Raw genomic sequence first — 25,995 nt, 5'->3', positions numbered from 1 at the left:
GTCCTGAGCCTGCGCAGGATTGCCTGACCCTGTAAGCGGGCAGCGCCGGAACCTAAGCTGGGTTCAGCCGGTGCGCTGTCCCGGGGGCCGTGCGCGCCGCCCGTTGTGTGGGCCTGCGAAAGGACCGGAAGTTCGATGAGGAATCCCTATCAGCCGGCGTGGTGGACCAACGCCGTGGTGTATCAGATCTACACCCGGAGCTTCGCCGACAGCTCAGGCGACGGTGTGGGTGATCTCACCGGCATCATAAACCGCTTGGACTATCTCAGGGAGCTGGGGGTGGACGTCCTTTGGCTCTCGCCCATCCATGAGTCCCCCCAGTACGACAACGGCTACGACATCAGCAACTACCGGCGGATCGACGAGTTGTACGGTACCGAGGAGGAGTTCGACAGGATGCTGGCCGAAGTGCACCGGCGCGGCATGAAGCTGATCATGGACCTTGTGGTGAACCACACCTCCGATCAGCACTCGGCCTTCAAGGTCTCTTCGTCCTCGCGCAGCAACGAGTCGCGGGACTCCTATTTTTGGCGTGATCCCCGGCGCGGGTTCTCACCCGATGAACCAGGTGCCGAGCCCAACAACTGGGGCTCGATTTTCGGCGGGAGCGCGTGGACCTACCATCCGGGAACCGAACAGTACTATCTGCACCTGTTCAGCCCCCACCAGCCGGACCTGAACTGGGAAAGCACACGCGTGCGCCGGCGGGTCTACGACATGATGAACTGGTGGCTGGACCGCGGCATTGACGGGTTCCGCATGGACGCGATCAACTTCATCTCCAAGCGGCCCTCCCTGCCTGACAGTCCGGTGGGTGCCGGAGGGATGTACGCCAACGGCGCCCCCTCCTATGTTTCCGGCCCCCGGGTGCATGAGTTTCTGCAGGAAATGATGCGGGCGGTCTTCAATTACCGGGACACGGATTACCTGGTGGTCGGGGAAACCGACGGTGTCACCGTGGATGAGGCTGTGCTCTTCACCGATGCGCTGCGCGGCGAACTGGACATGGTCTTCCAATTCGAGCACATGCGCCTGGACCGCGGACCCGGCGGCAAGTGGGATCCGCTGCCCATGCGGCTGCAGGACCTGAAAACCATCTGGAACCGGTGGCAGCGCTCGCTGTCGGACCGGGGATGGAACAGCCTGTACCTGGGCAACCATGACCAACCCCGGGCGGTCTCCCGTTTCGGCGATGACACCGAGTACCGCTACGAATCAGCCACCCTGTGGGCAACACTGCAGCATCTGCAGCGCGGCACGCCCTATATCTACCAGGGCGAGGAGATCGGGATGACCAACGCCGGGTTCACTTCCCTGGAGCAGTACCGCGACCTGGAGACACTGGCCTACTACGATTTCGCGCTCACCCGCGGCGTGAGCCGTGACCACATCCTGGCCACCCTGAACCGGGTCAGCCGGGACAATGCCCGCACACCCATGCAGTGGGATGACGGGCCGAACGCCGGCTTCACCACCGGCACGCCCTGGATCGATGTCAATGCCAACTACCGGACCGTCAACGCCGCGGCGGACCGGGCAGCGGAAAACTCGGTGTTCCGCTATTACCAGCGGCTCATTGCCCTGCGCCACGCTTCTCAAGTGGTCTCGCTGGGCGACTTCGAGCTGATGGATCCCAGCGATCCGGTGCTCTTTGCCTTTCGGCGCCGGCTGGGAAATGAGGAATTGGCAGTGATGTGCAATGTCTCCGGTGGACTCTTGACGGTGCCGACCTACCTGAACCGGCATCAGCTGGTGCTCGGCAACTACTCGGAGCCGGGTGATCCGGACGTGCTGCGGCCCTGGGAAACGCGGGTCCACAGCCTGTCCTCCGCCTGATGGCAGTTAGCCGTCCCTAATCGGCGCTAGCGCCGGATGATGCGGCACTTGCGGGCCTCGTTGACGGCGGCAGTGCGGTTGTCCACGCCCAGCTTCTCGTAAATGTGCAGGTGCGTTTTAACGGTGGCTTCGGAGATGAAGAGCTGCCGGGCCATGGCGCGGTTGGACATGCCGTCCGCGAGCAGTTCCAGCAGCTCCAGCTCACGCGGGCTGAGGGTGGTTTCCGGGCTCCGCAGCTGTCCGAGCAGGCGCCCGGCCACCTGCGGGGCCAGAGCCGTGCGTCCTTCGGCGGCTGCCGCCACGGCGCTGCGCATCTCCTCCGGTGCCGCGTCCTTGAGCATGTAGCCGGCAGCTCCGGCATCGATCGCTGCCAGGATGTCGGCGTCGCTGTCATATGTGGTCAGGATCAGCACGGCTCTGCCGGCACCGACACCGCCGCGCTGGACGACGCCGGACGCACCACGCTGCGCCGCGGCTGGCGGCCTTTCAGTCGGCGTGGGGTCCGTTGGCGGCGTAACAGTTCCATTCGGCGAGTGACGCGGCGACCACGACGAACCGATCATCGAATGAGTCCGCGCGGTAGTCGTCGCCCAGATTATGCTCCCGGGCCACAGTGAAAGCGCGGCGGTAGTCGGCGGTCGGGTCGATCACAAAGCGGCGATCAGGGCCATGCCGAACGACGGACCAGCGGGTGTCCGGCGCTGCGGCAGCAGCGGCGTCGTGGTCGTAGTAGTCGACGGGCATCCCGAACCGGCCATCCCATTCCACGTCCGCCAGCGCCACTTCCGGCAGCAGCTCGGCGGAGCGGGCGATCCGCCAGTCTCGGACAGCAAGGTCATGGTCATCGACGGTCAGTGCAACGTGGGCGCGGATGCGCCGGTTCAGCGGCATCACTTCGGCGAGCCTGCGCGGGGCGAGGTTATGAGGCTCCGTCAGCAGCAGCCCGGCGTCAGTGGCCAGCGCGAAGATCTGGGATCCGTCGGCAGCCGCGCGAGGCTCGATCCGGCGGAGAGTGGTCGTTATTTCCAAGGCTCCTTCCTTCCAGCAAATAGGGGCGACGGGTCGGCGGCTCCCTGGCCGGGGCGGCGGGCGTTGCCGCCGGCAATGGTCAGAATCATGACGCCCCAGTTCGATAAACGTCTTCATCTCCGCAAGAATTCCCTTCCATTTGGGTGGCTGGGCAGCCCGGAATCGGGCCCTGTTAGCGCTCACAGGTAAACTCGTGAATCGCAGTGCACGCAGGACGCATTCCGGGCAGTTCCCAGGACACCGGGGATAACCCCGCCGCCGACAGGAGCCGGACATGAACAATCCACTAACCACCCCCAACGGGCAGATCATTGTGCTCGAAGCGGGGCAGTACTCGGCGGGCATCGCGACGGTGGGGGCCGGAATCCAGAGCCTGCGCTTTGGGGAGCGGGACCTCGTCCTGCCGTTCGATCCGGATCTGGTGCCGCATGCCTACGCAGGCAAGACGCTGGCTCCCTGGCCCAACCGGATTGATTCCGGAACGTACAGCTTCCGCGGCGTGGAGTACTCGGTTCCCGTGAACGAGGCGTCCACCGCAACCGCCCTGCACGGGCTGGTCGTGTGGGCGGACTGGACGGTGGCCGCCCGCTCAGCCAACGCCGTCGTGCTTGAACACACGCTGCACGGCCAGCCGGGCTACCCGCACCAGCTGCTGCTGCGCGCGGAGTTCACACTGAATGCCGAGACCGGACTGACCCTGGTGGTGGAGGCGAGAAATGCCGGCCGCACCGCGGCGCCGTACGGAGTGTCCTCGCATCCCTACCTCACAGTGGACGGCGCTCCGGTGGACGACTGCGAGGTGGCCTTCACGGCTTCGCACGTGCTGATGACCGATGACCGGCTGCTGCCCCTGGAACTGAAGGAAACGGCAGGCACCGAGTTCGACTTTGCGCATCCCCGGACCCTGGGCACCATGAGCCTGGACCACGCCTTCACCGGCCTGCCCGCCCTCTGGCACGTCACCCTGCGGAACCCCGCTACCGGTGCCGCGAGCGTCCTGACTTCGGCGGGCGGGACGGGCGGGTCCGGCTGGCTGCAGGTTTATTCCGGGGAGGAACTCGGCCGGCGCGGCATGGCGGTGGAACCCATGACCTGCCCGCCGGATGCCTTCAACACCGGCACGGACCTGGTGATCCTGGAGCCGGGCGACCGCCATTCTTTTTCGTACTCCATCAGCGCCGGGTAGCCTTTTCTCTTCCCCGCCTCACCGCACTCCGCTTCACCTCGTCCTCCACACCTCACAGTGCCGCACCTACTGAAAGCAGCCCATGCCCCCGTCACACCGCAGGCCGTCCGGCTCGGCGCCGACCATGGAAGACGTCGCCCGCCTGGCCGGCGTCTCCCACCAGACGGTCTCCCGGGTGCTGAACGACCACCCGAATGTCAGCCCTGCCACCAAGGAACGGGTTTCGGCGGCCATTGAGGACCTCGGCTACCGGCGCAATGCGGCGGCGCGGTCGCTCGTCACGCGCTCCTCGAAAGTCATCGGGGTGATCATCACCGAGCTTGAGCAGTACGGGCCGGCGAGCACCCTGCTCGGGCTGCAGGAAGCCGCCTTCCGGAACGGCTATTTTGTCAGCGTCGCCGGCCTGCGCGGGATGACCCGAAAGGCCATGCTGGAGTCGGTGAACCATCTGCTGAACCAGGCACCGGACGGGATCGTGGTGGTGGCTCCCGCCCAGGCCACGGTGGACCTTTTCAGCAACCTGGAACTGAAGATCCCGCTCGAGATTGCGGCCAACGGCCTGGCTCCCGAGGGGAACCAGGAATACGCAGCGCGCCTGGCGGTGGCGCACCTTGCCGACCTTGGACACCGCACCATCGCCCATCTGGCCGGTCCGGAACAGTGGATGGACGCGCAGCGGCGGGCAGCGGGCTGGCGCGAGGAGCTGCAGGCACGGGGGCTGGCGGCAGCCCCGCCGATGACCGGAAACTGGGGCTCCGAGTCGGGCTACCGCAACGGACTGGAGTTCGACGTTGCCGCCCACACTGCAGTCTTCGTCGCGAATGACCAGATGGCGCTGGGATTCACGCGGGCACTGCACGAGCGGGGCATCAGCGTGCCCGGGGACATCAGCGTTGTCGGTTTCGACGACCAGCCCGAAGCCGCATACTTCCTGCCTCCGCTGACGACCATCCGCCAGGACTTCCGCGCCATGGGCAGGTACTGCATTGACCGGCTCCTGCAGCAGATCGCAGGGTCGGGTGCTTCCGGCCCCGGATCTCCACCCTCACCCGAGCTCATCGTGCGGGGCAGCACCGCTCCCCCGCACTAAGGAGGTGCGTGAGGTGCGTGCCTGTCATTTACCCGCAGAACTCCGAGATGAGCGCCGCTACGAAAAGCACATTCCCGCACTGATCGGTGAAGCGGTTCTGCGATCGACTTCCACATGGAAGTGGCGGGATTCCCACGTTCACGTCGAACATATTGGCTCTCCAGAGGCTCCCGTGCGGATGCTGCTTGTCCACGGCGCCGGTGGCAATAGTGCGGCAATGTGGCCGTACGCCGCCCACCTCTCGAAGCTGGGCGCTCACGTAACGGTTGCCGATCTTCCCGGCTACGGCAAAACAACAACGAGGCAGCTCGGACGAGTCCGGTACGGAGACTGGCAGCAGCTTCTGGTCGATCTGGTGCGGAAAGAAGACGATGAGCGCCCCCTTGTCATGATGGGAGCAAGCATGGGTGGCATGCTTGCCTACGATGCGGCAGCAGCAACAGGACTGGCGTCCCGTTTGGTCGTCACCTGCCTGCTTGACCCGCGCGACCCGGGCGTGCGCCGACGCCTGACGTGGCATCCGGCCCTGGCGAGCATGGCTGCCCCCGCAATGGCAGTCGCAGCAGGCCCGCTCGCGAACGTGCGTGTGCCCATTCGATGGATTGCAGACATGCGGCATGTAGCCAACGGCCAGGGACTTGTTGATGAAGTCATTGCTGACAAGAGCGGCGGAGGCGGACGCGTACCTCTCGGATGGATGCGCAGCTTCCTCGAATCCCTGCCGCTTGTTGAGCCGGAGCGGTTCACTGATACGCCGGTCCTGATGATCCACCCCGGCAACGATCGGTGGACTCCCCTGGAGGTCAGTCAGCCCTTCTTTAACCGCGTTGCAGCAGAGAAATCGCTTGTCGTGCTGGAAGGCTGCGGCCACTTCCCCGTCGAGCAGCCTGGATTCACCCAAATGCTGAATGCAGTGAGCACCCTCCTCGCCGAAGTGAGGCCACATCCCTGATGCCCCGGGTGGGCAAGGGAAGACGTTCCGGCTAATTGCCGCAGGACCTCCCTTGCCGTCGAGCGCCCCACTGCCCCTTCACCTTGACAATGAGACACGCCTCACATCTAATTGTTAGCGCTAACAAGATCAATGACGATTTCCGCGGCCCCGCCGCAGCAGGAGGCCCCCATGAGCAGTACCCATCCGGAGGAGCAGTACGTTATCGGAGTGGATTACGGCACGCTCTCCGGGCGCGCTGTGGTGGTGCGGGTCGCCGACGGGACGGAACTGGGCTCCGCGGTTTACGAGTACCCCCACGCCGTGATCACCGAGAGCGTTCCGGGATCGGAGGTCCGGCTGCCGCCGGACTGGGCGCTGCAGGTTCCGCAGGACTACGTTGATGTCCTCAGCAACGCCGTTCCGGAAGCTGTGGCGAGCGCCGGGATCAACCCGGCCGCCGTCATCGGCCTGGCCACTGACTTCACCGCCTGCACCATGGTTCCCGTCACCGGAGACGGAACGCCCCTGAACCAGCTGCCGGAGTTCGCCGGCCGCCCGCACGCCTACGTCAAACTCTGGCGCCACCACGCCGCGCAGGCGCAGGCCGTGCGGATCAGCACCCTCGCCGCAGAGCGCGGAGAAACCTGGCTGGGCCGCTACGGCGGGCTGATCTCCTCGGAGTGGGAATTCGCCAAGGCGCTGCAGATCCTCGAGGAAGACCCCGAAATCTACGCGGCCATGGACCGCTGGGTCGAAGCAGCGGACTGGATCGTCTGGCAGCTGACCGGCGCCTACGTCCGCAACGCCTGCACCGCCGGCTACAAGGGCATCTACCAGGACGGCGCCTACCCCTCCGCGGACTACCTCGCGGCGCTGAACCCCGGCTTCGCCGGCTTTGTCACTGACAAGCTTGAACACACCATCGGCCAGCTCGGCTCGCCCGCGGGCACGCTCTCCGCCCGCGCCGCTGCATGGACCGGCCTGCCCGAGGGCATCGCCGTCGCCGTGGGCAACGTGGACGCTCACGTCACCGCACCGGCGGCCAACGCCGTGCAGCCGGGCCAGATGGTTGCCATCATGGGCACGTCCACCTGCCATGTTATGAATGCCGAGGAAATCCACGAGGTTCCCGGGATGTGCGGCGCCGTCCAGGGCGGCATCGTGGAGGGGCTCTGGGGTTACGAAGCCGGACAGAGCGGGGTCGGAGACATCTTCGGCTGGTTCGTGAACAACTGCGTTCCGCCCCGCTACGTCAGCGCGGCCGACGACGCCGGCACCGGCGTGCACGAATACCTCACCGAACTCGCCTCCCGCCAGGCCATCGGCGAACACGGCCTGGTGGCACTGGACTGGCACAGCGGCAACCGCTCAGTGCTCGTGGACCATGAACTCTCCGGCATCTTCATCGGCCAGACCCTGGCCACCCGCCCCGAGGACATGTACCGGGCGCTGTTGGAAGCCACGGCCTTCGGCACCCGCACCATCATCGAGGCCTTCAACGCCAGCGGCGTCCCGGTCACGGAATTCGTGGTGGCCGGCGGCCTGCTCAAGAATCCGCTGCTGATGCAGATCTACGCCGACGTCATCAACCTGCCGCTCTCGGTCATCGATTCCGAACAGGGCCCGGCCCTCGGCTCGGCGATCCACGCCGCAGTTGCCGCCGGAGCCTACCCGGACGTCCGAACGGCCGCAGCAGCCATGGGGCGCGTCCGCCGCGGGGTCTACCAGCCCATCCCCGGAAACGTCAGCGCCTACAACGCCCTGTTCGCCGAGTACCGGACCCTGCACGACTACTTCGGCCGCGGCGCCAACGAGGTCATGCACCGGCTGAAGAGCATGCAGCGCGCGGCCGCGGCGGGCGTGCCGATAGCAGCGGCGGAAACCGGACCGGACGAATCTGCCGCAGCCCTGGAGCCTGTGCTGTGACCCTGACCTCCGATGTCCTGGGCACCGTGGACCGGCTCCGCCGCCAGGTCAGCGACCTGCACGCCGAACTGACCCGCAACGAACTCGTCGTCTGGACCGCCGGCAATGTTTCCGCCCGGGTTCCGGACCAGGACCTGATGGTCATCAAGCCCTCCGGTGTCTCCTACGAGGAGCTCACCCCCGAGCGCATGGTCCTCACCGACCTGTACGGCAAAGCGGTCGACGGCGGCGGGTCACCGTCGTCGGACACCGATGCCCACGCCTATGTCTACCGGCACCTGCCGGCGGTCCACGGCGTTGTGCACACGCACTCGACCTACGCCACCGCATGGGCCGCCCGGGGAGAGGCCATTCCCTGCGTCCTGACCATGATGGCCGACGAATTCGGCGGGGAAATCCCCGTGGGCCCGTTCGCCCTGATCGGTGACGACTCCATCGGCCGCGGCATTGTCGAGGTGCTGTCCGGGCACCGCTCCACCGCCATCCTGATGCAGAACCACGGCGTGTTCACCGTCGGCAAGGATGCCCGCTCGGCGGTGAAATCCGCCGTCCTGTGCGAGGAAGTCGCGCGCACCGTGCACATCAGCCGCCAGCTGGGCGAGCTTTTGCCCATCCCGCAGCCGGACATCGATCACCTGTACGCGCGCTACCAGAACGTGTACGGCCAAAAGTAACTGCACAGTGTCCGACCTGTTCAACTGCTTCACCCCTGTTCCCCGGCCCCCCGCCAGGCCCGTTTCCAAAGGACGATTCCATGACCATCAGCACCACCCCCACCCGCGAAATCTGGTTCCTCACCGGCAGCCAGGGACTCTACGGCGAAGACACCCTGGCCCAGGTTCGGGAGCAGGCCAGCGACATCGCCCGCCAGCTCGACGACGCCAACGCCATCCCGTACCGCATTGTCTTCAAGCCGGTGCTGAAGGACTCCGACGCAATCCTGGAGACCATCCAAGCCGCCAACTCCTCGGAGGCCTGCATCGGCCTGATTGCCTGGATGCACACCTTCTCACCGGCCAAAATGTGGATCCGCGGCCTGACCAAGCTGCAGCGCCCGCTGCTGCACCTGCACACCCAACACAACGTCGAGCTGCCGTGGGCGGACATCGACATGGATTTCATGAACCTGAACCAGGCCGCGCACGGCGACCGGGAGTTCGCCTACATGCAGTCCCGCCTGGGCATCAGCCGCAAGACCGTCGTCGGGCACGTCTCCAGCCCCCGCGTCCAGGCCAAGATCGATTCCTGGGCGCGCGCCGCAGCCGGCTGGTTTGAGATCAGCAGCCTGAAGCTCGCACGCTTCGGCGACAACATGCGCAACGTGGCCGTCACCGAGGGTGACAAGACCGAGGCCGAGGTGAAGTTCGGGGTCTCCGTCAACACCTGGTCGGTGAACGAGCTGACCGACGCCGTGGACGCGGTCAGCGAGGAGGCAGTGGACGCGCTGGTCGCCGAGTATGAAGAGCTGTACGACGTCGTTCCCGAGCTGAGGCGCGACGGCGGCCGCCACAAGTCCCTGCGCTACGGCGCCCGGCAGGAACTGGGCCTGCGCTCCTTCCTGGAAGCCGGGAACTTCGGCGCCTTCACCACCAACTTCGAGGACCTGGGCGGCCTGCAGCAGCTGCCTGGCCTGGCCGTGCAGCGGCTGATGGCCGACGGTTACGGGTTCGGCGCCGAGGGCGACTGGAAGACCGCCGTCCTGGTCCGCATCGCCAAGGTGATGGGTGAGGGCCTGCCCGGCGGGGCGTCCCTGATGGAGGACTACACCTACAACTTGGTCCCCGGCAGCGAAGTCATCCTCGGCGCTCACATGCTCGAAGTCTGTCCCTCGCTCACCACCTCCAAGCCCGCGCTGGAGATCCATCCGCTGGGCATCGGCGGCAAGGATGACCCGGTGCGTCTGGTGTTCACCGCGGACCCGGGCCCCGCCGTCGTCGTCTCCCTCGCCGACATGCGTGAACGGTTCCGGCTCACTGCCAACCTGGTGGAGAACGTGGTTCCCGAACAGGACCTGCCCAATCTCCCCGTGGCCCGCGCTGTCTGGAAGCCTGCCCCGGATCTGGAAACCTCGGCGGAATGCTGGCTCTCCGCCGGCGGTGCGCACCACACGGTGATGTCCACCGCGCTGGGCCGGGAGGTGTGGGAGGATTTTGCGCAGATCGCCGGGGTGGAACTGGCCCTGATCGACGAAACCACCACCACCAAGTCCTTCGTCAATGAACTGAAGCTGAACTCGGCGTACTATCGGCTGGCACAGGGTTTCTGACCCCTGAAACCGTCCGGGTTCCCGTGGCCGTCACTGGAACAAAAATGAAGGTCACTGGAACTGCTGCCGAGGGAGTCTGCTGTGCTTGAGGAATACAACTGGGCCGGAAACCTGCGGTACTCCGCGGCGGAAATGGCCCAGCCTTCCAGTGTTGACGAGCTGCGCGTCCTGGTTGCCGCGGCGTCGGCCGTCCGTCCCGTGGGCACCAGGCACTCCTTCAACGGGATCGCCGACAGCTCCGGCATCATGGTGAACCTGGACAGGCTCGAAGGCCTGCCGGTCCTCGATGAGCAGGCCCGCACAGTCACGGTGAGCGCAGGCACCCGCTACGGGGACCTGGCCGCCTTCCTGGTGCGGCACGGGTACGCGCTGCACAACCTTGCCTCGCTGCCGCACATTTCGGTGGCCGGCGCCGTCGCCACCGCCACCCACGGTTCCGGCAACGGCAACGGAAACCTGGCCACCGCCGTGGCGGCGCTGGAGCTGGTGACGGCGGACGGCAGCCTGGTCCGGGCGGACCGCTCCTCCCCCGACTTCAACGGCATGGTGGTCTCCCTCGGCGCCCTGGGCATCTTCACCGGCATCACCCTGGACATTGAACCGGCATACGAAGTGCGCCAGGACGTGTTCACGAACGTTCCGTGGGCATCAGTGGAGGAGAACTTCGACGCAGTGACGTCCGCCGCGTACAGCGTCAGCATCTTCAGTTCGCTCACCGGCCCGGCCGCATCCCAGGTGTGGCTCAAGAGCCGGACCGACACGGACCTGCCCTACGCCGGTGCCGCTGAGTTTTTTGGTGGAACCGCTGCCGAAGAACCGATGCACCCGCTGCCGGGCATCAGCGCAGTGAACTGCTCCCAGCAGATGGGTGTTCCCGGTTCCTGGTCGGACCGGCTGGCGCATTTCAGGCTGGCCTTCACGCCCAGCAACGGGGATGAGCTGCAAAGCGAGTACCTTGTGCCGCGAAGCTCCGCCGTTGAAGCCATCCGGGTCCTGCGCGGTTTGTCGGCCAAGATCGCTCCCCTGCTCCAGGTCTGCGAAATCCGGACGATAGCCCGTGACGACCTGTGGCTGAGCAACAGCTACGGGCAGGAGACGGTGGCTTTCCACTTCACCTGGAAACCGCGCCAGGCCGACGTCGAGGAGCTGCTTCCGCACATGGAAGCCGCCCTTGCTCCGCTGCGGGCGCGGCCGCACTGGGGCAAACTGTTCGCCCTGGAGCAAGCCCAGCTGCAGGAGCTGTATCCGCGCTTTGCCGACTTTCGGAATCTGGCTCACAACATGGATCCGGAGGGCAAGTTCCGCAACGCATTTCTGGCCCGGCACGTCCTCGGCTAACCAAAGATTGAGTGCACCCTCCGGTGTCCGGCAACCGCTGGGAAAACGCCGGGCACATCTCGTGCTTTTGGCTGGCTTCCCGCCTAGGATCACCCCATGGACTACATCCCCTGGTACGGACTCATACCTCTGGCCGGAATCGCTGTCTTCGGGCTCACCGAGACTGTTCGGATGGTGCTCAAGAGCAAGCGGGCCCCGGCGGTTGCCGCATCACGCGAACTGCAGCAGAGCCTGGACGCGAACCGGGCCCTCCAGCGCCGGCTCGACTCGATGGAACGGAAGCTGTTTGACCTCGAACTGGAGAATACCGGGCGTCCGGCTCCTCCTCTCAAGAATCCCTGAAGCCGCGGAACGGCCGGGTTAAACGCGGTTAAATGCGAAGGAGCCCAGGGACGGTACCCGGGGCTCCAACACTGCTGGTTCGAACGCCGGCACTTCCTCCGGCTTCGCGTCAGCGGCGAACCTGTCCCTTGCCGCGGCCGGCCACGGACTCGGCCACGCCAATCAGCAGGACGGCCGCTACCACGGCAACGATGAACCCCAGGATGTTGAGCTCGAAGATGTCCCCGGTGTCCAGCAGATTCGCGATCACGCCGCCGACGACTGATCCCACCAGACCGAGGATCAACGTGGCCAGCAGGCTCAGGTTCTGCTTTCCGGGCTTGACCAGGCGGGCCAGGGCGCCAATAACGAGTCCTGCGACGATGAATCCGATCATGGTGATCTCCTTCTGAAGAGGGCTGCACTCCCGTTGCGGGAACCGCCCAAAGTGATAAGCATCCTGACTATCCTAAGGTGGACGCCGGCTTCCGGCCCACTTCGTTTAGGGGAATGCCTGACCCGGACCCCGGAGGGGCCGCCCGGCCCCGAGCCCTTCACCCTCCGTCCGTCCCCACCTATTCTGGCAGGAGAGGCAGCCCGGCGCAGGATGCGGGCACCAAACCGGAAGGTGGCACCGTGGAAAACACCCTGAGCATCGAAATACGCGCACCCTTCAAGGAGGCCCTGCGCCTCACGAAGGGATCCCTGGCCCATCATGGCTTCACCATCATCAGTGATTCGGACCTGGCCGCGGCACTCGGCCAGGATGCACCCAAGCAGCTGGGAAACTACCAGGTCCTCGGCGTGCTTCACACCGCCCTGGCCCGAGGTGCCGTCGAAATGATTCGGGACGCCGGCGTCGTACTGCCACTCAACGTCGTGGTCCGGCAGGATCCGCAGGCCCAGGTAACCCGGGTCCACCACCTGGCCCCGGATTCCCTGATCCGCCTCTGCGGTCCCGAACTGCGCGACGCCGCCGCTCAGACGTCCCAAGCCCTGGAGAACGCCATACGGAACATCATCAAGCAGGTGAAAACCTAGCCGAACCCCGCACGCCGAACCCCGCTAGCCGACCAGGCCGTCGGCGATCTCCAGCACTTCGTCCAGGATGCCCAGCCCGGTTTCCGTTTCGGCCACGCTGGTGTTGCACGGCGGAACCACGTGGATGCGGTTGAAGTTCGCGAACGGCAGCAGCCCGCGGGACTTGCAAGCGGCCAGCAGCTGGTTCATTTCCCCGCTGGAACCGCCGTACGGTGCCAGCGGTTCGCGGGTGGCCCGGTCCCGCACCAGTTCGATGGCCCAGAACACCCCGGTTCCGCGCACCTCGCCGACTGATGCGTGACGCTCGGCGAAGCCCGCCAGCGCCGGGCCGATGACACTGCGGCCCAGTTCCGCCGCATGCTCCACCATGCCCTCGTCCTCCATGGCGTTGATGGTCGCCACGGCGGCCGCAGCGGCCAGCGGATGCCCGGAATACGTGAGCCCGCCGGGATAGACCCGGGTGCCGAAGGTCGCCGCGATCTCGGGACTGATGGCGACTCCGCCCATGGGGACGTAGCCGGAGTTGACTCCCTTGGCGAAGGTCAGCAGGTCCGGCACCACATCAAAGTGCTCGACGGCGAACCACTTGCCGGTGCGGCCGAACCCGGACATGACCTCATCGGCGATGAGCACAATGCCGTACCGGTTGCAGAGCTCGCGCACCCCCTGCAGGTAGCCGGGCGGCGGCAGGTAGATGCCTGCGGTGCCGGGGATGGATTCCAGGATGATCGCGGCAATGGTTGCCGGCCCCTCGTAGGCGATCAGCTGTTCCAGGTGCTCCAGGGCGCGGGAGCTTTCCTCCGCCTCGGTGCTGGAATGGAACGCCGTGCGGTACAGGTACGGCGGAAAGAAGTGCACGGTGCCGGTGCTGGCGGAGTCGTTCGACCAGCGCCGGGGGTCGCCGGTGAGGTTCACGGCGAGCTGGGTGCCGCCGTGGTAGGAGCGGTACGCCGACAGCACCTTCTGGCGTCCGGTGTGCAGGCGCGCCATGCGTACGGCGTGCTCATTGGCGTCGGCGCCGCCGTTGGTGAAGAAGATCCGGTCCAGCTCCCCCGGCGTCCGCTCCGCGATGAGCCGGGCCGCCTCGGAGCGCGCGTCATTGACGTAGCTGGGCGCAATGGTGCACAGCTTCGCCGCCTGGGCGGCGATCGCGGACACGACGGCGGGATGCTGGTGACCGATGTTGGTGTTGACCAGCTGGGAAGAGAAGTCCAGGTACTTCTTGCCGTCCCCGTCCCACACGTGGGATCCGGAGGCCGCACTGATGACCATGGGATCCAGCAGGTCCTGCGCGGACCAGGAGTGGAAGACATGCTTGCGGTCCAGCTCGTAGGCGCGGCGTGCGCCTTCAGCGTCCAGCAGCGGCGGAGCTCCGCCGTCGATCGTGGAAGTCATATCCAGTACCTTTCAGGTGCGGCCGGGTCAGGCGTTCTGCGGGAAGCCGAGGTTGATTCCGCCGTGGCTCGGATCCAGCCAACGGGTGGTGACCACCTTGCCCCGGGTGAAGAAGCCAACGCCTTCGGTTCCGTGGGCATGGGTGTCGCCGAAAAGTGAGTTCTTCCACCCACCGAAGGAATAGTAGGCCATGGGAACGGGGACCGGGACATTGATGCCGACCATGCCCACCTCCACCTCGTTCTCGAACCGGCGGGCCGCTCCGCCGTCGTTGGTGAAAATCGCGGTGCCGTTGCCGTACGGGTTGGTGTTGATCAGGTGCAGCGCCTGCTCATAGCTGTCCACGCGGACCACCGACAGGACCGGTCCGAAGATCTCATCCCGGTAGATCGACATCTCCGGTGCGACGTTGTCGAACAGCGTGGGGCCAACGAAGAAACCGTCGCCCTCGGCGTCCGGAGTGACGGTGCGGCCGTCCACTACGAGGGTGGCGCCGGCTGCCTCGCCGGCGTCGACGTAACCCGCCACCTTGTCCCGGTGGGCCGCCGTCACCAGGGGCCCCATGTCGCAGTTGCGGCTGCCGTCCCCGGTGCGGAGTTCCCTGGTGCGCTCGGCGATCTTGGCCACCAGCTCATCGGCGATGTTTCCCACCGCGAGCAGCGCCGAGATGGCCATGCAGCGCTCGCCGGCGGAGCCGAAGCCAGCGTTGACGGCCGCGTCGGCGGCGAGGTCCAGATCGGCGTCGGGCAGGACGATCATGTGGTTCTTGGCGCCGCCCAGTGCCTGGACCCGCTTGCCGTTGGCTGTTGCCGTTTCATACACGTACTTGGCAATCGGCGTCGACCCGACGAAGGAAACGGCCTTGATGCCCGGGTGGGTAAGGAGCGTGTCCACCGCCACCTTGTCGCCGTGCAGGACGTTGAAGACGCCGTCCGGCAGTCCAGCTTCCTTCCACAGCTCGGCCAGCCAATTGGCTGCGCTCGGGTCCTTTTCGCTCGGTTTCAGGACCACTGTGTTGCCGGCGGCCAGGGCAATGGGGAAGAACCACATGGGAACCATGGCCGGGAAGTTGAAGGGACTGATGATCGCAACCGGCCCCAGCGCCTGGCGAACGGAATGCACGTCCACGCTGGTGGAAGCGTTTTCGGTGAAACTGCCCTTCAGCAGGTGCGGGATGCCGCAGGCAAATTCCACCACTTCCTGGCCGCGGCTCACTTCACCCAGGGCGTCGTTGAGCACCTTGCCGTGTTCGGCCGTCAGGATGGCGGCCAGCTCGCCCTTGCGGGCGTTGAGGAGCTCGCGGAAGGCGAAGAGGATCTGCGTCCGCCGGGCCAGGGAGGTGTCCCGCCAGCCGGGAAAGGCTGCCGCAGCCGCGGCGACAGCGGCAGCGCCCTCTTCGCGGGTGGCCAGGGACACCTGGCCGGTGACCTTGCCCGTGGCCGGATTGGTGACCGGCGCCGTGTTCGACCCGGCCGGAACGTAGCTGCCGTTGATCCAGTGCTTGATGCTGTCCAAGGTTCTCCTTGAGAAGGGGTCGTTGCCGGTGACCGGAGGTGGCTGACGGCCGGTGCTGATGACGGTCAATCAGCCGTGCGAGCGTTTCGTCCAGTCTGGCGGTTCCCGCGGGTCGGCAAAAGTAACGATGTGTAAGTCTTCTCTCTTCCTCCTTTACCCTGTGTAAATGCTGCCCACAGTTCGGTCCGTTCTGGACCTCCCCGTCCTGCGCGACGCCGCGCCGCGGATCCTCGGACCGGGCCCGGAAAACACCGCCCTGGACAATCCGGTGCGCTGGGTCCATGTCAGCGAGGTCCTTGATGTCTCCGGGCTGCTGTCCGGCGGAGAGCTGGTGCTCACCACGGGCCTGGAACTGGAGAAGGATCCCGGCCGGACCGCCTCGTTTCTGCGGTCGCTGCAGGACGCCGGGGCATCCGGCCTCATCATGGAGGCCGTTGGCGACCGGCAGCGCAGCCTGGATGCCCTGCACCTGGCGGCGCTGACCGCGGACCTGCCCGTCGTCGTCGTCCGGCACCGGGTGCGTTTTGTCCAGATCACCGAAATTGTGCACCGGCTCATCGTGGCCGAGCAGCTGAGCCGGGTGGAGCGTGCCCGCGCCGTGCATGAAGCGTTCACGCTGCTCAGCTTGGAAAGCGCGGGAACGCAGCAGGTGGTGGAGCAGGCCGCGGCCATGATTGGCGCTCCGGTGGTGCTGGAGGACCTCTCGCACCTGGTCCTGGCGTATGCGGCCCGGCAGCTGGAGACCGCAGTGCTGCTGGAAGACTGGGAACGCCGGTCGCGGACCACGCATTCCGCGGCCGAAACGTCCCGGACGGGCGACGGCGCCTGGCTTCAGACTCCGGTTGGCGTGCGGGGCCAGGTATGGGGGCGGCTGGTGGTTCCGGTGCCGCTGGACGACGACGACGCGGCCGCCATGGTGCTCGAACGCGCCGCCCAGACCCTGGCCATCAACCGGCTCGCGGAACGGGACCGGCATGACCTGAACCAGCAGGCACAGGCCGGGCTCCTGAATGCACTGCGTCAGCCCCGCGGCCTGGGTGAGGGCGAGGCCCAGACCCGGGCTGCTGCGCTGGGCCTGCGGCGCTCGCCCTTCTACCTTCCGGTTGTCTTCCGCAGCGGCTCACCGTCCGGTTTTCAGGGTGCCGCGCCGACGTCTGGAAAACCGTCCGGCGACCCGCTAGCCGGGCAGCAGGAGGAACGTGCCCTGCTCGAGCAGCTCGCCCGCGTCCTCAAGACCCTTCCCTGCACTGCCATCAGTGCCGTCATCCGGTCCGGCTCCGTGGGCATGCTGCTGGCCCTTTCCTCGCAGCAGCTGGAGGACGAGGTGCTGACCGCGCTCGCCGGCGCACTGGCCCTGGCGGCGGAGGACGGGCCGGAGGCTCCGGCCGCCGGACACTGGACCATCGGCGTCGGGCACTGGACCATTGGCGTCGGACGCCTGCAAGCCTCCCTGCTGGAAGCTGCGGCAGGCATCGATGAAGCGGCGCACGTCGCTGAAACCGCTGCGACGCTGCCCGGACAGGACCGGCTTTTCCATCGGGCCACGGATATCCGGCTGCGGGGGCTCCTGGCCCTGCTCCGCAAGGACCCGCGTGTCCAGCAGTTCGTCGAGTCCGAGCTGCACGGGGTCCTGCAGGCCGAGGCCCGGGGCGAGCACGGCTATCTGGAGATGCTCGGGCAGTTTCTGGAGTCCGGCGGCAACAAGACCGCACTGGCCCGGAGCAGTTACCTCAGCCGGCCGACGCTATACGCCCGGCTCAGCCGGCTGGAGGAACTGCTCTCAGTGGACCTGGACGACGCCGAGTCCCGGACGTCGCTGCACGTCGCCCTGCTCGTTTACCGGCTGCGTGCCCTGTGACTGTCTGGAACCACCCAACACTGTCTGGTACCACCCAACACCGCCTGGAACCACCCAACAGAATGCGAGCGCTGAGCCGTGCCGAAACCCTTCACACTGACCCAGCTGAGGTATTTCGCCGTGGTGGCGGAGGTGGAAAACATGACGGCGGCCGCCGAGCGTCTGCGCATCACGCAGTCCGCCCTGTCCACAGCCATAACCCAGCTCGAAGCCAGCCTCGCCACCCAGCTGTTTGTGCGTCTGGCGCGGGGCCTGCGGCTGACACCGGCCGGCCGGCAACTGGCCGGGGATGTCGGGGTCTTCCTGGAACACGCCGACTCGCTCTATGAGTCGGCCCGGGGACTTGCCGCCAGCGTTGTCGGTGAACTGAAGGTTGGGGTGTTCTCACCGCTGGCTCCTTTTCGGCTTCCGGCCATCCTCCAGTCCTTTGAGCGCCAGCATCCCGGAGTGGCTGTCTCGATTCTGGAAACGGACCTGGCCGGGCTGCAGACCGCCCTGCGGGAAGGACAGTGCGACGTTGCGCTGACCTACGGCCTAGGCCTAGGTCCCGGCTTCACCACCAGGGTGCTGGAGCGTGTGCCGCCGCATGTGCTGGTCCACGCGGGACATCCCGCCGCCACCCGGCCGGAGCGGAGCGTCGCCCTCCGGGAATTGGCCGGTGAGCCGTCGGTGGTGCTTGACCTCCCCCACAGCAGGGAATACTACGAGCAGCTCTACACCCTTGCCGGACTGGTGCCCAACGTCCGGCACCGCTTCGCCGGATATGAAACCGTCCGGTCATTCGTGGCCAAGGGACACGGCTACGCTGTGCTGAACCAGCGGCTGCACAGTGACCTGACCTATTCCGGCGGCCAGGTGGCGGTGCTCACCCTGACCGATGACTTCCCGCCCATCGAAGTAATGCTGGTCCGTTCCGACGGCGTGCAGCCAACCCGCCGCACCCTGGCCTTTGAAGAAACCTGCCTCCGGCTTTACGGCGCATCCGGGCAGTAAACCGACCCGCACTGCGCCGAGCCATTGGCTAAATCGATTGCTTTACCCTAAACAACCGATTGGACAACTGTGAGCGGCATCACCACAGTTGATGCTGTGGTGCTGAATCCGGAAGATCAGTGCCCGCTGGTCAGGCCTTTTGTCGGCTTGTCCGGCTCCAGGCCGCTTAATCAAGGGAGAATCGATGGTCCCGACGCCAGAGTCGCAAGTCCGGGAAGTTTCCGGACTTCGGGATGCCCGCAATAAAGCTGTAATGAGGCCGGATTTTCTTTTTCCGCCCCGTAACACTGCCCGCGTTTACGGAAACACGATCCCCCTAGCGTTGCTCTCATGACAATCCACGACAGCACAGCGGAACAGCCGGGATCGGGGACGGTCGGTACAGCTCCGGCCACACAGGTCCCGGCGCCGGGACCCACCAGAACGCCGGGAACCACCAGGATGCAGAAGCGGGTCCTGCTCGGCGGAAGCATCGGACAGTTCATCGAGTTCTACGACTTCACCCTCTACGGCCTCACCGCCGTCACCCTGTCGCAGCTGTTCTTCCCCGGCAGCAACCCCATCGCCGCGATGCTCGCCACGTTCGCCACCTTCGGCGTCGCCTTTGTGGTCCGCCCGCTCGGCGGCCTCTTCTTCGGTGTCCTGGGAGACCGCATCGGGCGGCGCAGGGTCCTGAGCATCACGCTGATCGCCATCGGCGGAGCAACTGCCCTGATGGGCATGCTTCCCACCTACGCGCAGATCGGCGCCTGGGCGCCGGCGCTGCTGGTCCTGTGCCGGCTGATCCAGGGCTTCTCCGCCGGCGGAGAATCCGTGGGGGCGCCGTCGTTTGTCTTCGAACACGCGCCCGTCAACAAACGCGGCTTCTGGCTCAACATCACCATCGCCGCCACCGCTCTTCCCTCCGTGGTGGCCGGAACAATGATCCTCATCCTCAGCCAGTCCATGACCGACGAATCCTTCGAATCCTGGGGGTGGCGCCTGCCGTTCCTGCTCGCGCTTCCGCTCGCCATGTTCGGCGTCTGGATCCGCAGCCGCACCGTGGAAAGCGAAGCCTTCAAGGACGCTAAAGCGGCTCAGCCCAAGGAATTCAGCCCGGTGCAGGAAGCACTGCGCGAGAACACGCTCCGCATGGTCCAGGTCATCTTCGTGATGGGCCTGACGGCGATGGGTTTCTACTTCCTGTCCGCCTACTTTGTCTCCTACGTTCAAACCGCCGGCCAGCTCAGCCGCGAGCAGTCCCTGATGGTCAACGCCGCCGCCCTGGCGCTCTACGCCGTCCTGCTGCCGGTCGGCGGGCGGATCGGCGACCGCGTTGGCCGCAAGCCGATGCTCATCGCCGGCTCCGCGGCGCTGGCTGCACTCTCGGTGCCCAGCTTCATGCTGGTCACCAGCGGCAGCCTGCCGCTGGCCCTTGCCGGGCAGTCCCTCTTTGTGGTGGCCCTCTGCATCTACGGCGGCGGCTGCTACACGTTCTTTGTGGAGATCTTCACGACCCGGACCCGGTTCACGTCGGCGGCAATCAGTTACAACGGCGCCTACGCGATCTTCGGCGGCACGGCTCCGTTCATCGGCACGGCGCTCGTCGGAGGCACCGGAGTAGCGCATGCACCGGGCTTCTACATGGCTGCCGCGTCCGCCGTCGTCTTCCTCCTGATCGTCTTCACCAAGGTTCCCGAAACCCGCGGCCGGATGGGCTGATCCCGCCGTCCCCGCGCGCCCCCGCGCGCGCCGCAGATCTCCACACTTCACATCTCCCAACTTCACATCTCCAAACTTCCAAAGGACTTCCCATGACGTCAGCATCATTCCTCTCCGACTTCCATGCCGTCGCCGCCATCGGCGCCACGCCCAACAACGGGGTGGACCGCCAGGCCGCCACCGCGGAGGACGCCCTGACCCGTGACTGGTTCGCTGCCTGGGTGCAGGAGGCCGGCTGGGAACTCCGGGTCGACAGCATCGGCAATATGTTTGCGCTGCTCGAATGGACCCCGGGCGCACCCTTTGTGATCATCGGGTCCCATCTGGACAGCCAGCCCCTGGGCGGCCGCTTCGACGGAGCCTACGGTGTCATTGCTGCGCTCCACGCGGCCCGGCGAATCAGCGCCGACGTCGATGCCGGCGGCGAGCTGCCGCGGTTCAACCTGGCGGTGGTGAACTGGTTCAACGAAGAGGGCGGCCGCTTCGCCCCGAGCATCATGGGCAGCTCGGTTTACGCCGGCCTGCTGTCCCGCGACCAGATGCTGGCTGTGACCGACCTGCAGGGCACCTCGGTCTCCGAGGCACTTGAAGGCATCGGGTACCTGGGCACGGCGGAAGCGCCCCCAGCGGCCGGTTATGCGGAGATCCACATCGAACAGGGCCGGATCCTGGAACGTGAAGGCATCTCCATCGGCGTGGTGGACAGCAGCTGGTACACGCAGAAACTCGATATTGAAGTGCTCGGTGAACAGTCCCACACCGGCGCCACAGCCATGGCGGACCGGCACGACGCCCTGGTGGCCGCCTCGCGAATCATCCTCATGGTGCACGACGTCACCGAGGAGTTCGCCGACGAGGCCCTCGTCTCCTCGGTCGGCCAGCTGACCCTGGAACCCAACTCCCCCATCGTCGTGGCCCGCAGGGTGCATCTCATCGCCGACCTGCGCTCCGGCGACCCGGAGGTCGTGAAGGCGGCCCGTGCCAAGCTGATCGGCGACATCGATGCACTGGCCCGCAAATACGACATCAAGGTCAACGTCAAGGACTTCGATATCCGCCCCATCCGCCGGTTCCCGCAGGAAGGGCTCGAGCTGGCGGAGCAGGTCGCGGCAGGGCTGGGACTGTCCTCGCGGCGGATCCAGACCATGGCCGGCCACGATTCCGTCGCCATGAACACCGTTGCGCCGTCGGTCATGCTGTTCATTCCGAGCGTGGACGGCGTCTCGCACTGCGAACGTGAATTCACCACAGACGAGGACATGGTCCTGGGCCTGGACATGCTGACCGGTGTCACCCGCGAACTGATCTCCGGCGCCCTGGCGAACTCGGCCACCGGCTCATCCGACGCGGTGAATTCCGCGCTGCCGGGAGCCGACGCCGAGAATGCCGCCGCGCTGCCGGGAGCCGTCCGGGCATGACCGATCTGCACTACCTGGATGCGTCCTCCGCGCTGCGCCTGTTTCGTGCCAAAGAGCTGTCGCCGGTCGAGCTGCTTTCGGCGGTCATCGCCAGGACGGAGGAAATCAACGGCTCCCCGGGTGCCGGCGGGTCGATCAATGCCGTCACCGAAACCCTGTTCGATGAAGCGATGTCCGCCGCACGCGAAGCCGCTGCCAAGTATCAAACGGGGCACGGCCTGACTCCGCTGCTGGGGCTGCCGGTGGCAGCGAAGGAAAAGCACGGCCTGCGGGGCCGCACCCTCTCGCAGGGACTGGTGGCCCATCGGAACAAGGTGGCGCAGGACGACCACCCGGTGATCGGCAGGATCCGCGGCGCCGGGGGCATCATCCACCTGCGCACGACGACGCCGGAATACAGTTGCGCCACCGTCACCCACAGTCCGCTGTGGGGCGTCACCCGCAATCCCTGGAACCCCCGCTTCTCGCCGGGCGGGTCCTCGGGCGGCTCGGCCGCGGCCCTGGCTGCGGGGTTTGCGCCGTTGGCCACTGCCTCGGACATCGCCGGCTCCACCCGGCTGCCGGCGTCGTTCACTGGGACGGTCGGCTACAAAGCGCCGTACGGCAGGATTCCCGGGCTCGCTCCGCTCTCCGCCGACTTCTACCGGGGCGACGGCCCCATGGCCCGCACCGTCGCTGACGCTGCGCTGCTGGCGAATGTGATGGCTGGCCAGCACGCCGGGGACCATGCCTCGCTCGCGTCCGGCGATCCGATCGAATTGCCGGCGGAAGGCGCGGCTGCGGAGTCGGTTGCCGGCATGCGCATCGCCCTCTGCCTCCGGCTGGGCAACTACCCGGTGGCAGCCGATGTGGAAGCCAATACGCGTGCCGTTGCGGCCGCCCTGCAGGCCGCGGGTGCCGTGGTGGAGGAGATAACCCTGCCGTGGACCTCCGAGGAAATCAGCCGCACCATGTTCACCCATTTCGGCTATCTGCTGGGGCCGGCCATGGAGGCGGAGACCGCCGGCTCCACTGACCTGCTGGCCGACTACACGCGGCGCTTCATGGCGGATGCGCGCCAAGCCGCGGCGGACCGCAGCTTCTTGAACGGCATCACCGCGGAAACCCGCATCCAAGGCGAGCTTGCCGCCGCCATGGCCGGCTTTGACGCCCTGATCTGTCCGGCTTCCGCCGTGGCCTCGCTCGACGCCGACGGGATGTACCTGGACGGCATCGCAGCAGAGGGCCTCCACCTGGAGCACTATTGGCAGGGCCACATGACCGGCGTCTTCAACATCGCGAACCGGTGCCCGGTGTTGGCCGTTCCCAGCGGGATGGCCGACTGCGGCATTCCCACCGGCGTCCAGATTGTTGGCCATCCCTTTGATGACGGCGCCGTGTTTACCGTCGGTGCGGCGGTGGAGGCGCTGCGGCCCTGGCGGAACCACCGCCCGGAGCCGGTCGGCGCTACAGCGTTGTCTCGGGGCCGGCAGGTTCCGTAACGATCAGCTCGTCCACCTGCAGGCGGCCGACGTAAAGTTCCTTGATGTCGGTACGGCCGATGCTGAGCTTTCCGATCGCCAGCGCCCCCACGGCCACCGCTCCCATCGCGAGGGCGCCCAGTGAGAAGGCGCCCACCGCCAGCCGCCTGGCGCTAAGCCCGGGAAAGTCCAGGACGGGGAGGTGCATGGAGCCATGGTGCTGATGCTGGGCGTGCAGATGATGCGGGCCGTGCAGGTGCTTGGAGCCACGGTGCTTGGTTTTCATGTGCATGGGATCCTCCGGCGGTGTCGAGCAGCGGGTATGAGTTATCCAGCGTGCAGGGAGATTTCCGCAGGCACAAGCACCACACGCAGAATGCTCCGCAGCCTTTGAAACGGACTGCGGAGCATTCTGCGGTTTAGCGGTGTTTCGGGCCTTGACCGCCGGCCTTGGTCCCGGTCGCCGGCCGGAGTCGCGGCTTAGGAGTCGGCGGCTTCGCCGGGTTCGTCGTCGGCCGGTGAGGGCTCGGCGTTGTCCTGTTCCTTTTCGGGTGCCGATTCGTTCTCCGGCTTGGCGTCGGGAGCCGGAGCCGACTTGCGGTTGGGATCCGTCAGTTCGCCCGTTGGATACAGCCTCGCAACGGAGCGCATGTATTCGGTCCACTGCGCGCCGGCAATGGTGGAGCCGTCCACGTAGCTGCGCGCCACGCCGTTGATTGGCAGGTCGTTCAACGAAGAGTAGGACGTCCAGTTGCCTACCCAGGAAGCAGTCGAGATGCCCTGGGTGTAGCCGACGGTCCAGGTCTGTTCGGAAATGTCCGTGGTGCCGGTTTTCGCCGCTGCGGGGACACCCAGCGGTGAAATGGCGCCCGGTCCGCTCTCCACAAGTTTCTGGAGCGGCTCCGAGACCTCCTTGGCGACCTCCTCGGACATTGCACGGGTGCACTGTTCCTCGGGTACTTCAAAGGACTTGCCCCGGGAATTGGATACCTGCGTCAGCGCGATGGGTTCGCAGTACTCGCCCCCGCTGGCAAACGTTGCGTAGGCAGCCGCCATGGTCATGGGAGCCACTTCCTGGCCGCCCAGGACGAAGGAGGGATTGTTGACCTCCAGCGGTTCGCCGTCGACCGCCCGGTGCACGCCCATGCGGGTGGCGACGTCGCCGATGTCGCACAGGTCCAGCTGGGAGGCCTGCGCCACTGTTGCCGTGTTGGTGGACCAGGTCAGCCCCTCGCCCACGGTCATGCTGCGTTCATAGCCCTCTTGGGCGTTCTTGAACTTCCACTCGTCAAAGTAGGCGTCTTCGGGCAGGCAGCTGGCGGACCAGTCGTATCCGGCCGGGTAGCTGGTCCGGGACGCATCGATGACGTCGTCGATGCTGCCGCCGTTCTCCAGCCAAGCAACGGTGGTGAAGGGCTTCATCGTGGATCCCGGTTGGAAGCCGTACGCGGTGCCGCCCATGTCGGAGTCAACGTTGAAGTTCAGCTGCGTGTTTCCGCTGCCTTCTTCAGGCGTGTAGTTCGTGTTCTGGGCCATGGCCAGGATCTTGCCCGTTCCGGGCTCCACGGACACCATCGCGGAACCCGCACCCGAGGGGTCGCCGGTCGGAACCTGCGCCTCGATCTGCGCCTGGGCCTGTTCCTGAAGCCGGGAATCCAGAGTGGTGGTGATGGTCAGGCCACCGCGGGCCAGAAGCTTGGCGCGGGCCGTTTCGTCCACCCCGAACTCATCGGAGGCCAACACAACCTGTTGCACATAGCTGCAGAAGTATTCGGCCATTTCAGCTCCCACGCAGCCGGAACGTGCCGCGGGCTGCGGGTTGAGCTGCAGGTCGGAGGCGACGGCGTCGTCGTGTTCCTGCTGCGTGATTTTGTCGTAGCGGAGCATGGCAGCCAGAACAGCGTCCCGGCGGTCCCGCGTTGCCTCGGGATTTGTCATCGGGTTGAAGTTGTTCGGCGACTGGACCATCCCGGCGAGCATTGCCGACTGGGCGATGTTCAGGTTTGCGGAGGGAATGCCGAAGAAGGTCTGCGCTGCCGCTTCGACGCCGTAGGTACGGCCGCTGAACAGCACAATATTCAGGTACCCCTCGAGGATTTCATCCTTGGAGAATTCCTTTTCGACGGCGAGGGACAGCTTGGCTTCACGGACCTTGTCGGTGATGTTCTTGGTTCCGCTGACCGTGAGCTCGTCGGCGCTCTTGCCTTCGGCGACGCCCTGGTCGATCAGGACGTTGTTGACGTACTGCATCGTCAAGGTGGAGGCACCCTGGGTGCTGTCCTTGGTCATGTTGGAGGCCAAGGCGCGGGCGATGCCTTTGGCGTCCACTCCCCCGTGCTCGTAAAAGCGGTTATCCTCGATCGCGATGATTGCGTCCTGCATCGACGGGGAGATTTTGTCCAGCGTCACCGGGATCCGGTTTTCCGCGTAGAAGGTGGCGATCAGCTTTCCGTCGGCCGAGTAGATCTTGGACCCCTCGTCGAGCGGGCCGGTTTCGAGCTCGTCCGGCAGGTCCTCGAGGCTGTCGAAAATCTGGTTGGCGCCGGAGGCTGCCACCGCTGTCGCGGGAACGAAAATCCCGGCGACGAGGGCACCGCAGAGGACGCTGACGGCCAGAAACAACACCAGCCGGCCGGAGGTGCCGAGTCTGGCCAGCATGGAGGAGTTGTTTTGTCGCATTCGAACAAG

21 protein-coding genes and 1 pseudogene are annotated in these 25,995 nt (G+C 66.2%); 15 read left to right on the top strand and 7 right to left on the bottom strand.

Annotated features, from left to right (window positions below; translation table 11 throughout):
- The first annotated feature begins 135 nt into the window (after positions 1-135).
- Entirely contained in the window at positions 136-1,836 is a 1,701-nt protein-coding gene (locus tag QNO08_RS09055; RefSeq protein ID WP_229965877.1) for an alpha-glucosidase, read from the top strand.
- A 26-nt stretch (positions 1,837-1,862) separates the two neighbouring features.
- Here QNO08_RS09055 and QNO08_RS09050 read toward each other — a convergent pair.
- Both QNO08_RS09050 and QNO08_RS09045 read right to left on the bottom strand, forming a co-directional pair.
- Positions 1,863-2,258, bottom strand: a pseudogene (locus tag QNO08_RS09050) (LuxR C-terminal-related transcriptional regulator); the annotation flags it as partial.
- A 64-nt stretch (positions 2,259-2,322) separates the two neighbouring features.
- Positions 2,323-2,865, bottom strand: a complete 543-nt coding sequence (locus tag QNO08_RS09045; protein ID WP_229965878.1) for a hypothetical protein — start codon at positions 2,863-2,865, stop codon at positions 2,323-2,325.
- Between the two features lie 274 nt (positions 2,866-3,139).
- On the opposite strand from QNO08_RS09045, the gene QNO08_RS09040 reads away from it, so the two are divergent.
- The 8 genes from QNO08_RS09040 to QNO08_RS09005 all read left to right on the top strand — a co-directional run bounded on the left by QNO08_RS09040 (position 3,140) and on the right by QNO08_RS09005 (position 11,947).
- The gene (locus QNO08_RS09040) at positions 3,140-4,051 is read left to right on the top strand and encodes an aldose-1-epimerase (protein WP_229965879.1); all 912 of its coding nucleotides are present in this window, start codon (positions 3,140-3,142) and stop codon (positions 4,049-4,051) included.
- An 82-nt stretch (positions 4,052-4,133) separates the two neighbouring features.
- On the top strand, positions 4,134-5,141 hold the full coding sequence (locus tag QNO08_RS09035; protein ID WP_229965880.1) for a LacI family DNA-binding transcriptional regulator: 1,008 nt from the start codon (positions 4,134-4,136) through the stop codon (positions 5,139-5,141).
- A gap of 4 nt (positions 5,142-5,145) precedes the next feature.
- On the top strand, positions 5,146-6,093 hold the full coding sequence (locus tag QNO08_RS09030) for an alpha/beta hydrolase (RefSeq protein WP_229965881.1): 948 nt from the start codon (positions 5,146-5,148) through the stop codon (positions 6,091-6,093).
- A 171-nt stretch (positions 6,094-6,264) separates the two neighbouring features.
- Positions 6,265-8,001, top strand: a complete 1,737-nt coding sequence (araB, locus tag QNO08_RS09025) for a ribulokinase (protein ID WP_229965882.1) — start codon at positions 6,265-6,267, stop codon at positions 7,999-8,001.
- Positions 7,998-8,675 (top strand): L-ribulose-5-phosphate 4-epimerase, encoded by a 678-nt coding sequence (locus QNO08_RS09020; RefSeq protein ID WP_229965883.1) that lies wholly within the window; start codon positions 7,998-8,000, stop codon positions 8,673-8,675. Before araB ends, QNO08_RS09020 begins: the two co-directional genes overlap by 4 nt.
- 80 nt (positions 8,676-8,755) lie before the next feature.
- Positions 8,756-10,267, top strand: a complete 1,512-nt coding sequence (araA, locus tag QNO08_RS09015; RefSeq protein WP_229965884.1) for an L-arabinose isomerase — start codon at positions 8,756-8,758, stop codon at positions 10,265-10,267.
- Between the two features lie 132 nt (positions 10,268-10,399).
- A complete protein-coding gene (locus QNO08_RS09010; RefSeq protein ID WP_229966093.1) occupies positions 10,400-11,605 on the top strand; it encodes an FAD-binding protein in 1,206 nt (401 codons plus the stop codon).
- A gap of 96 nt (positions 11,606-11,701) precedes the next feature.
- Positions 11,702-11,947 carry a hypothetical protein gene (locus QNO08_RS09005; protein ID WP_229965885.1) on the top strand — a complete coding sequence of 82 codons (246 nt, stop codon included), beginning with the start codon at positions 11,702-11,704 and terminating at the stop codon, positions 11,945-11,947.
- 109 nt (positions 11,948-12,056) lie between these two features.
- On the opposite strand, the gene QNO08_RS09000 is transcribed toward QNO08_RS09005, so the two are convergent.
- The gene (locus tag QNO08_RS09000; protein ID WP_229965886.1) at positions 12,057-12,323 is read right to left on the bottom strand and encodes a GlsB/YeaQ/YmgE family stress response membrane protein; all 267 of its coding nucleotides are present in this window, start codon (positions 12,321-12,323) and stop codon (positions 12,057-12,059) included.
- A gap of 239 nt (positions 12,324-12,562) precedes the next feature.
- Between QNO08_RS09000 and QNO08_RS08995 the strand changes: the two genes are divergently transcribed.
- On the top strand, positions 12,563-12,967 hold the full coding sequence (locus QNO08_RS08995; RefSeq protein WP_229965887.1) for a DUF302 domain-containing protein: 405 nt from the start codon (positions 12,563-12,565) through the stop codon (positions 12,965-12,967).
- 24 nt (positions 12,968-12,991) lie between these two features.
- Here QNO08_RS08995 and QNO08_RS08990 read toward each other — a convergent pair whose 3' ends face one another.
- Together QNO08_RS08990 and QNO08_RS08985 are read right to left on the bottom strand one after the other, a co-directional pair.
- The gene (locus QNO08_RS08990; protein WP_229965888.1) at positions 12,992-14,362 is read right to left on the bottom strand and encodes an aspartate aminotransferase family protein; all 1,371 of its coding nucleotides are present in this window, start codon (positions 14,360-14,362) and stop codon (positions 12,992-12,994) included.
- Positions 14,363-14,389: 27 nt separating this feature from the next.
- Complete coding sequence (locus QNO08_RS08985; RefSeq protein ID WP_229965889.1) at positions 14,390-15,877, bottom strand: CoA-acylating methylmalonate-semialdehyde dehydrogenase; 1,488 nt, start codon at positions 15,875-15,877, stop codon at positions 14,390-14,392.
- Positions 15,878-16,043: 166 nt separating this feature from the next.
- Here QNO08_RS08985 and QNO08_RS08980 point away from each other — a divergent pair, with 166 nt between their 5' ends.
- The 5 genes from QNO08_RS08980 (at position 16,044) to QNO08_RS08960 (ending at position 23,328) form a co-directional block, all read left to right on the top strand.
- Complete coding sequence (locus tag QNO08_RS08980) at positions 16,044-17,735, top strand: PucR family transcriptional regulator (protein ID WP_229965890.1); 1,692 nt, start codon at positions 16,044-16,046, stop codon at positions 17,733-17,735.
- 78 nt (positions 17,736-17,813) lie between these two features.
- Complete coding sequence (locus QNO08_RS08975; RefSeq protein ID WP_229965891.1) at positions 17,814-18,728, top strand: LysR family transcriptional regulator; 915 nt, start codon at positions 17,814-17,816, stop codon at positions 18,726-18,728.
- 330 nt (positions 18,729-19,058) lie between these two features.
- A complete protein-coding gene (locus tag QNO08_RS08970; RefSeq protein ID WP_229965892.1) occupies positions 19,059-20,429 on the top strand; it encodes an MFS transporter in 1,371 nt (456 codons plus the stop codon).
- 92 nt (positions 20,430-20,521) lie between these two features.
- On the top strand, positions 20,522-21,847 hold the full coding sequence (locus tag QNO08_RS08965; RefSeq protein WP_229965893.1) for a M20 family metallo-hydrolase: 1,326 nt from the start codon (positions 20,522-20,524) through the stop codon (positions 21,845-21,847).
- On the top strand, positions 21,844-23,328 hold the full coding sequence (locus QNO08_RS08960; RefSeq protein ID WP_229965894.1) for an amidase: 1,485 nt from the start codon (positions 21,844-21,846) through the stop codon (positions 23,326-23,328). The genes QNO08_RS08965 and QNO08_RS08960 overlap by 4 nt, the downstream gene beginning before the upstream one ends.
- Here the strand turns inward: QNO08_RS08960 and QNO08_RS08955 are convergent.
- Both QNO08_RS08955 and QNO08_RS08950 read right to left on the bottom strand, forming a co-directional pair.
- On the bottom strand, positions 23,294-23,593 hold the full coding sequence (locus tag QNO08_RS08955) for a hypothetical protein (protein WP_229965895.1): 300 nt from the start codon (positions 23,591-23,593) through the stop codon (positions 23,294-23,296). The genes QNO08_RS08960 and QNO08_RS08955 overlap by 35 nt on opposite strands.
- 194 nt (positions 23,594-23,787) lie before the next feature.
- Complete coding sequence (locus tag QNO08_RS08950) at positions 23,788-25,965, bottom strand: transglycosylase domain-containing protein (protein ID WP_284155580.1); 2,178 nt, start codon at positions 25,963-25,965, stop codon at positions 23,788-23,790.
- Positions 25,966-25,995: the final 30 nt, after the last annotated feature.

It is taken from the genome of Arthrobacter sp. zg-Y820 (assembly GCF_030142155.1).
Classification (GTDB): Bacteria; Actinomycetota; Actinomycetes; order Actinomycetales; family Micrococcaceae; genus Arthrobacter_B.
Note: the sequence above shows the minus strand (reverse complement) of the source record. Positions and strands in the feature narration are given on the sequence as shown.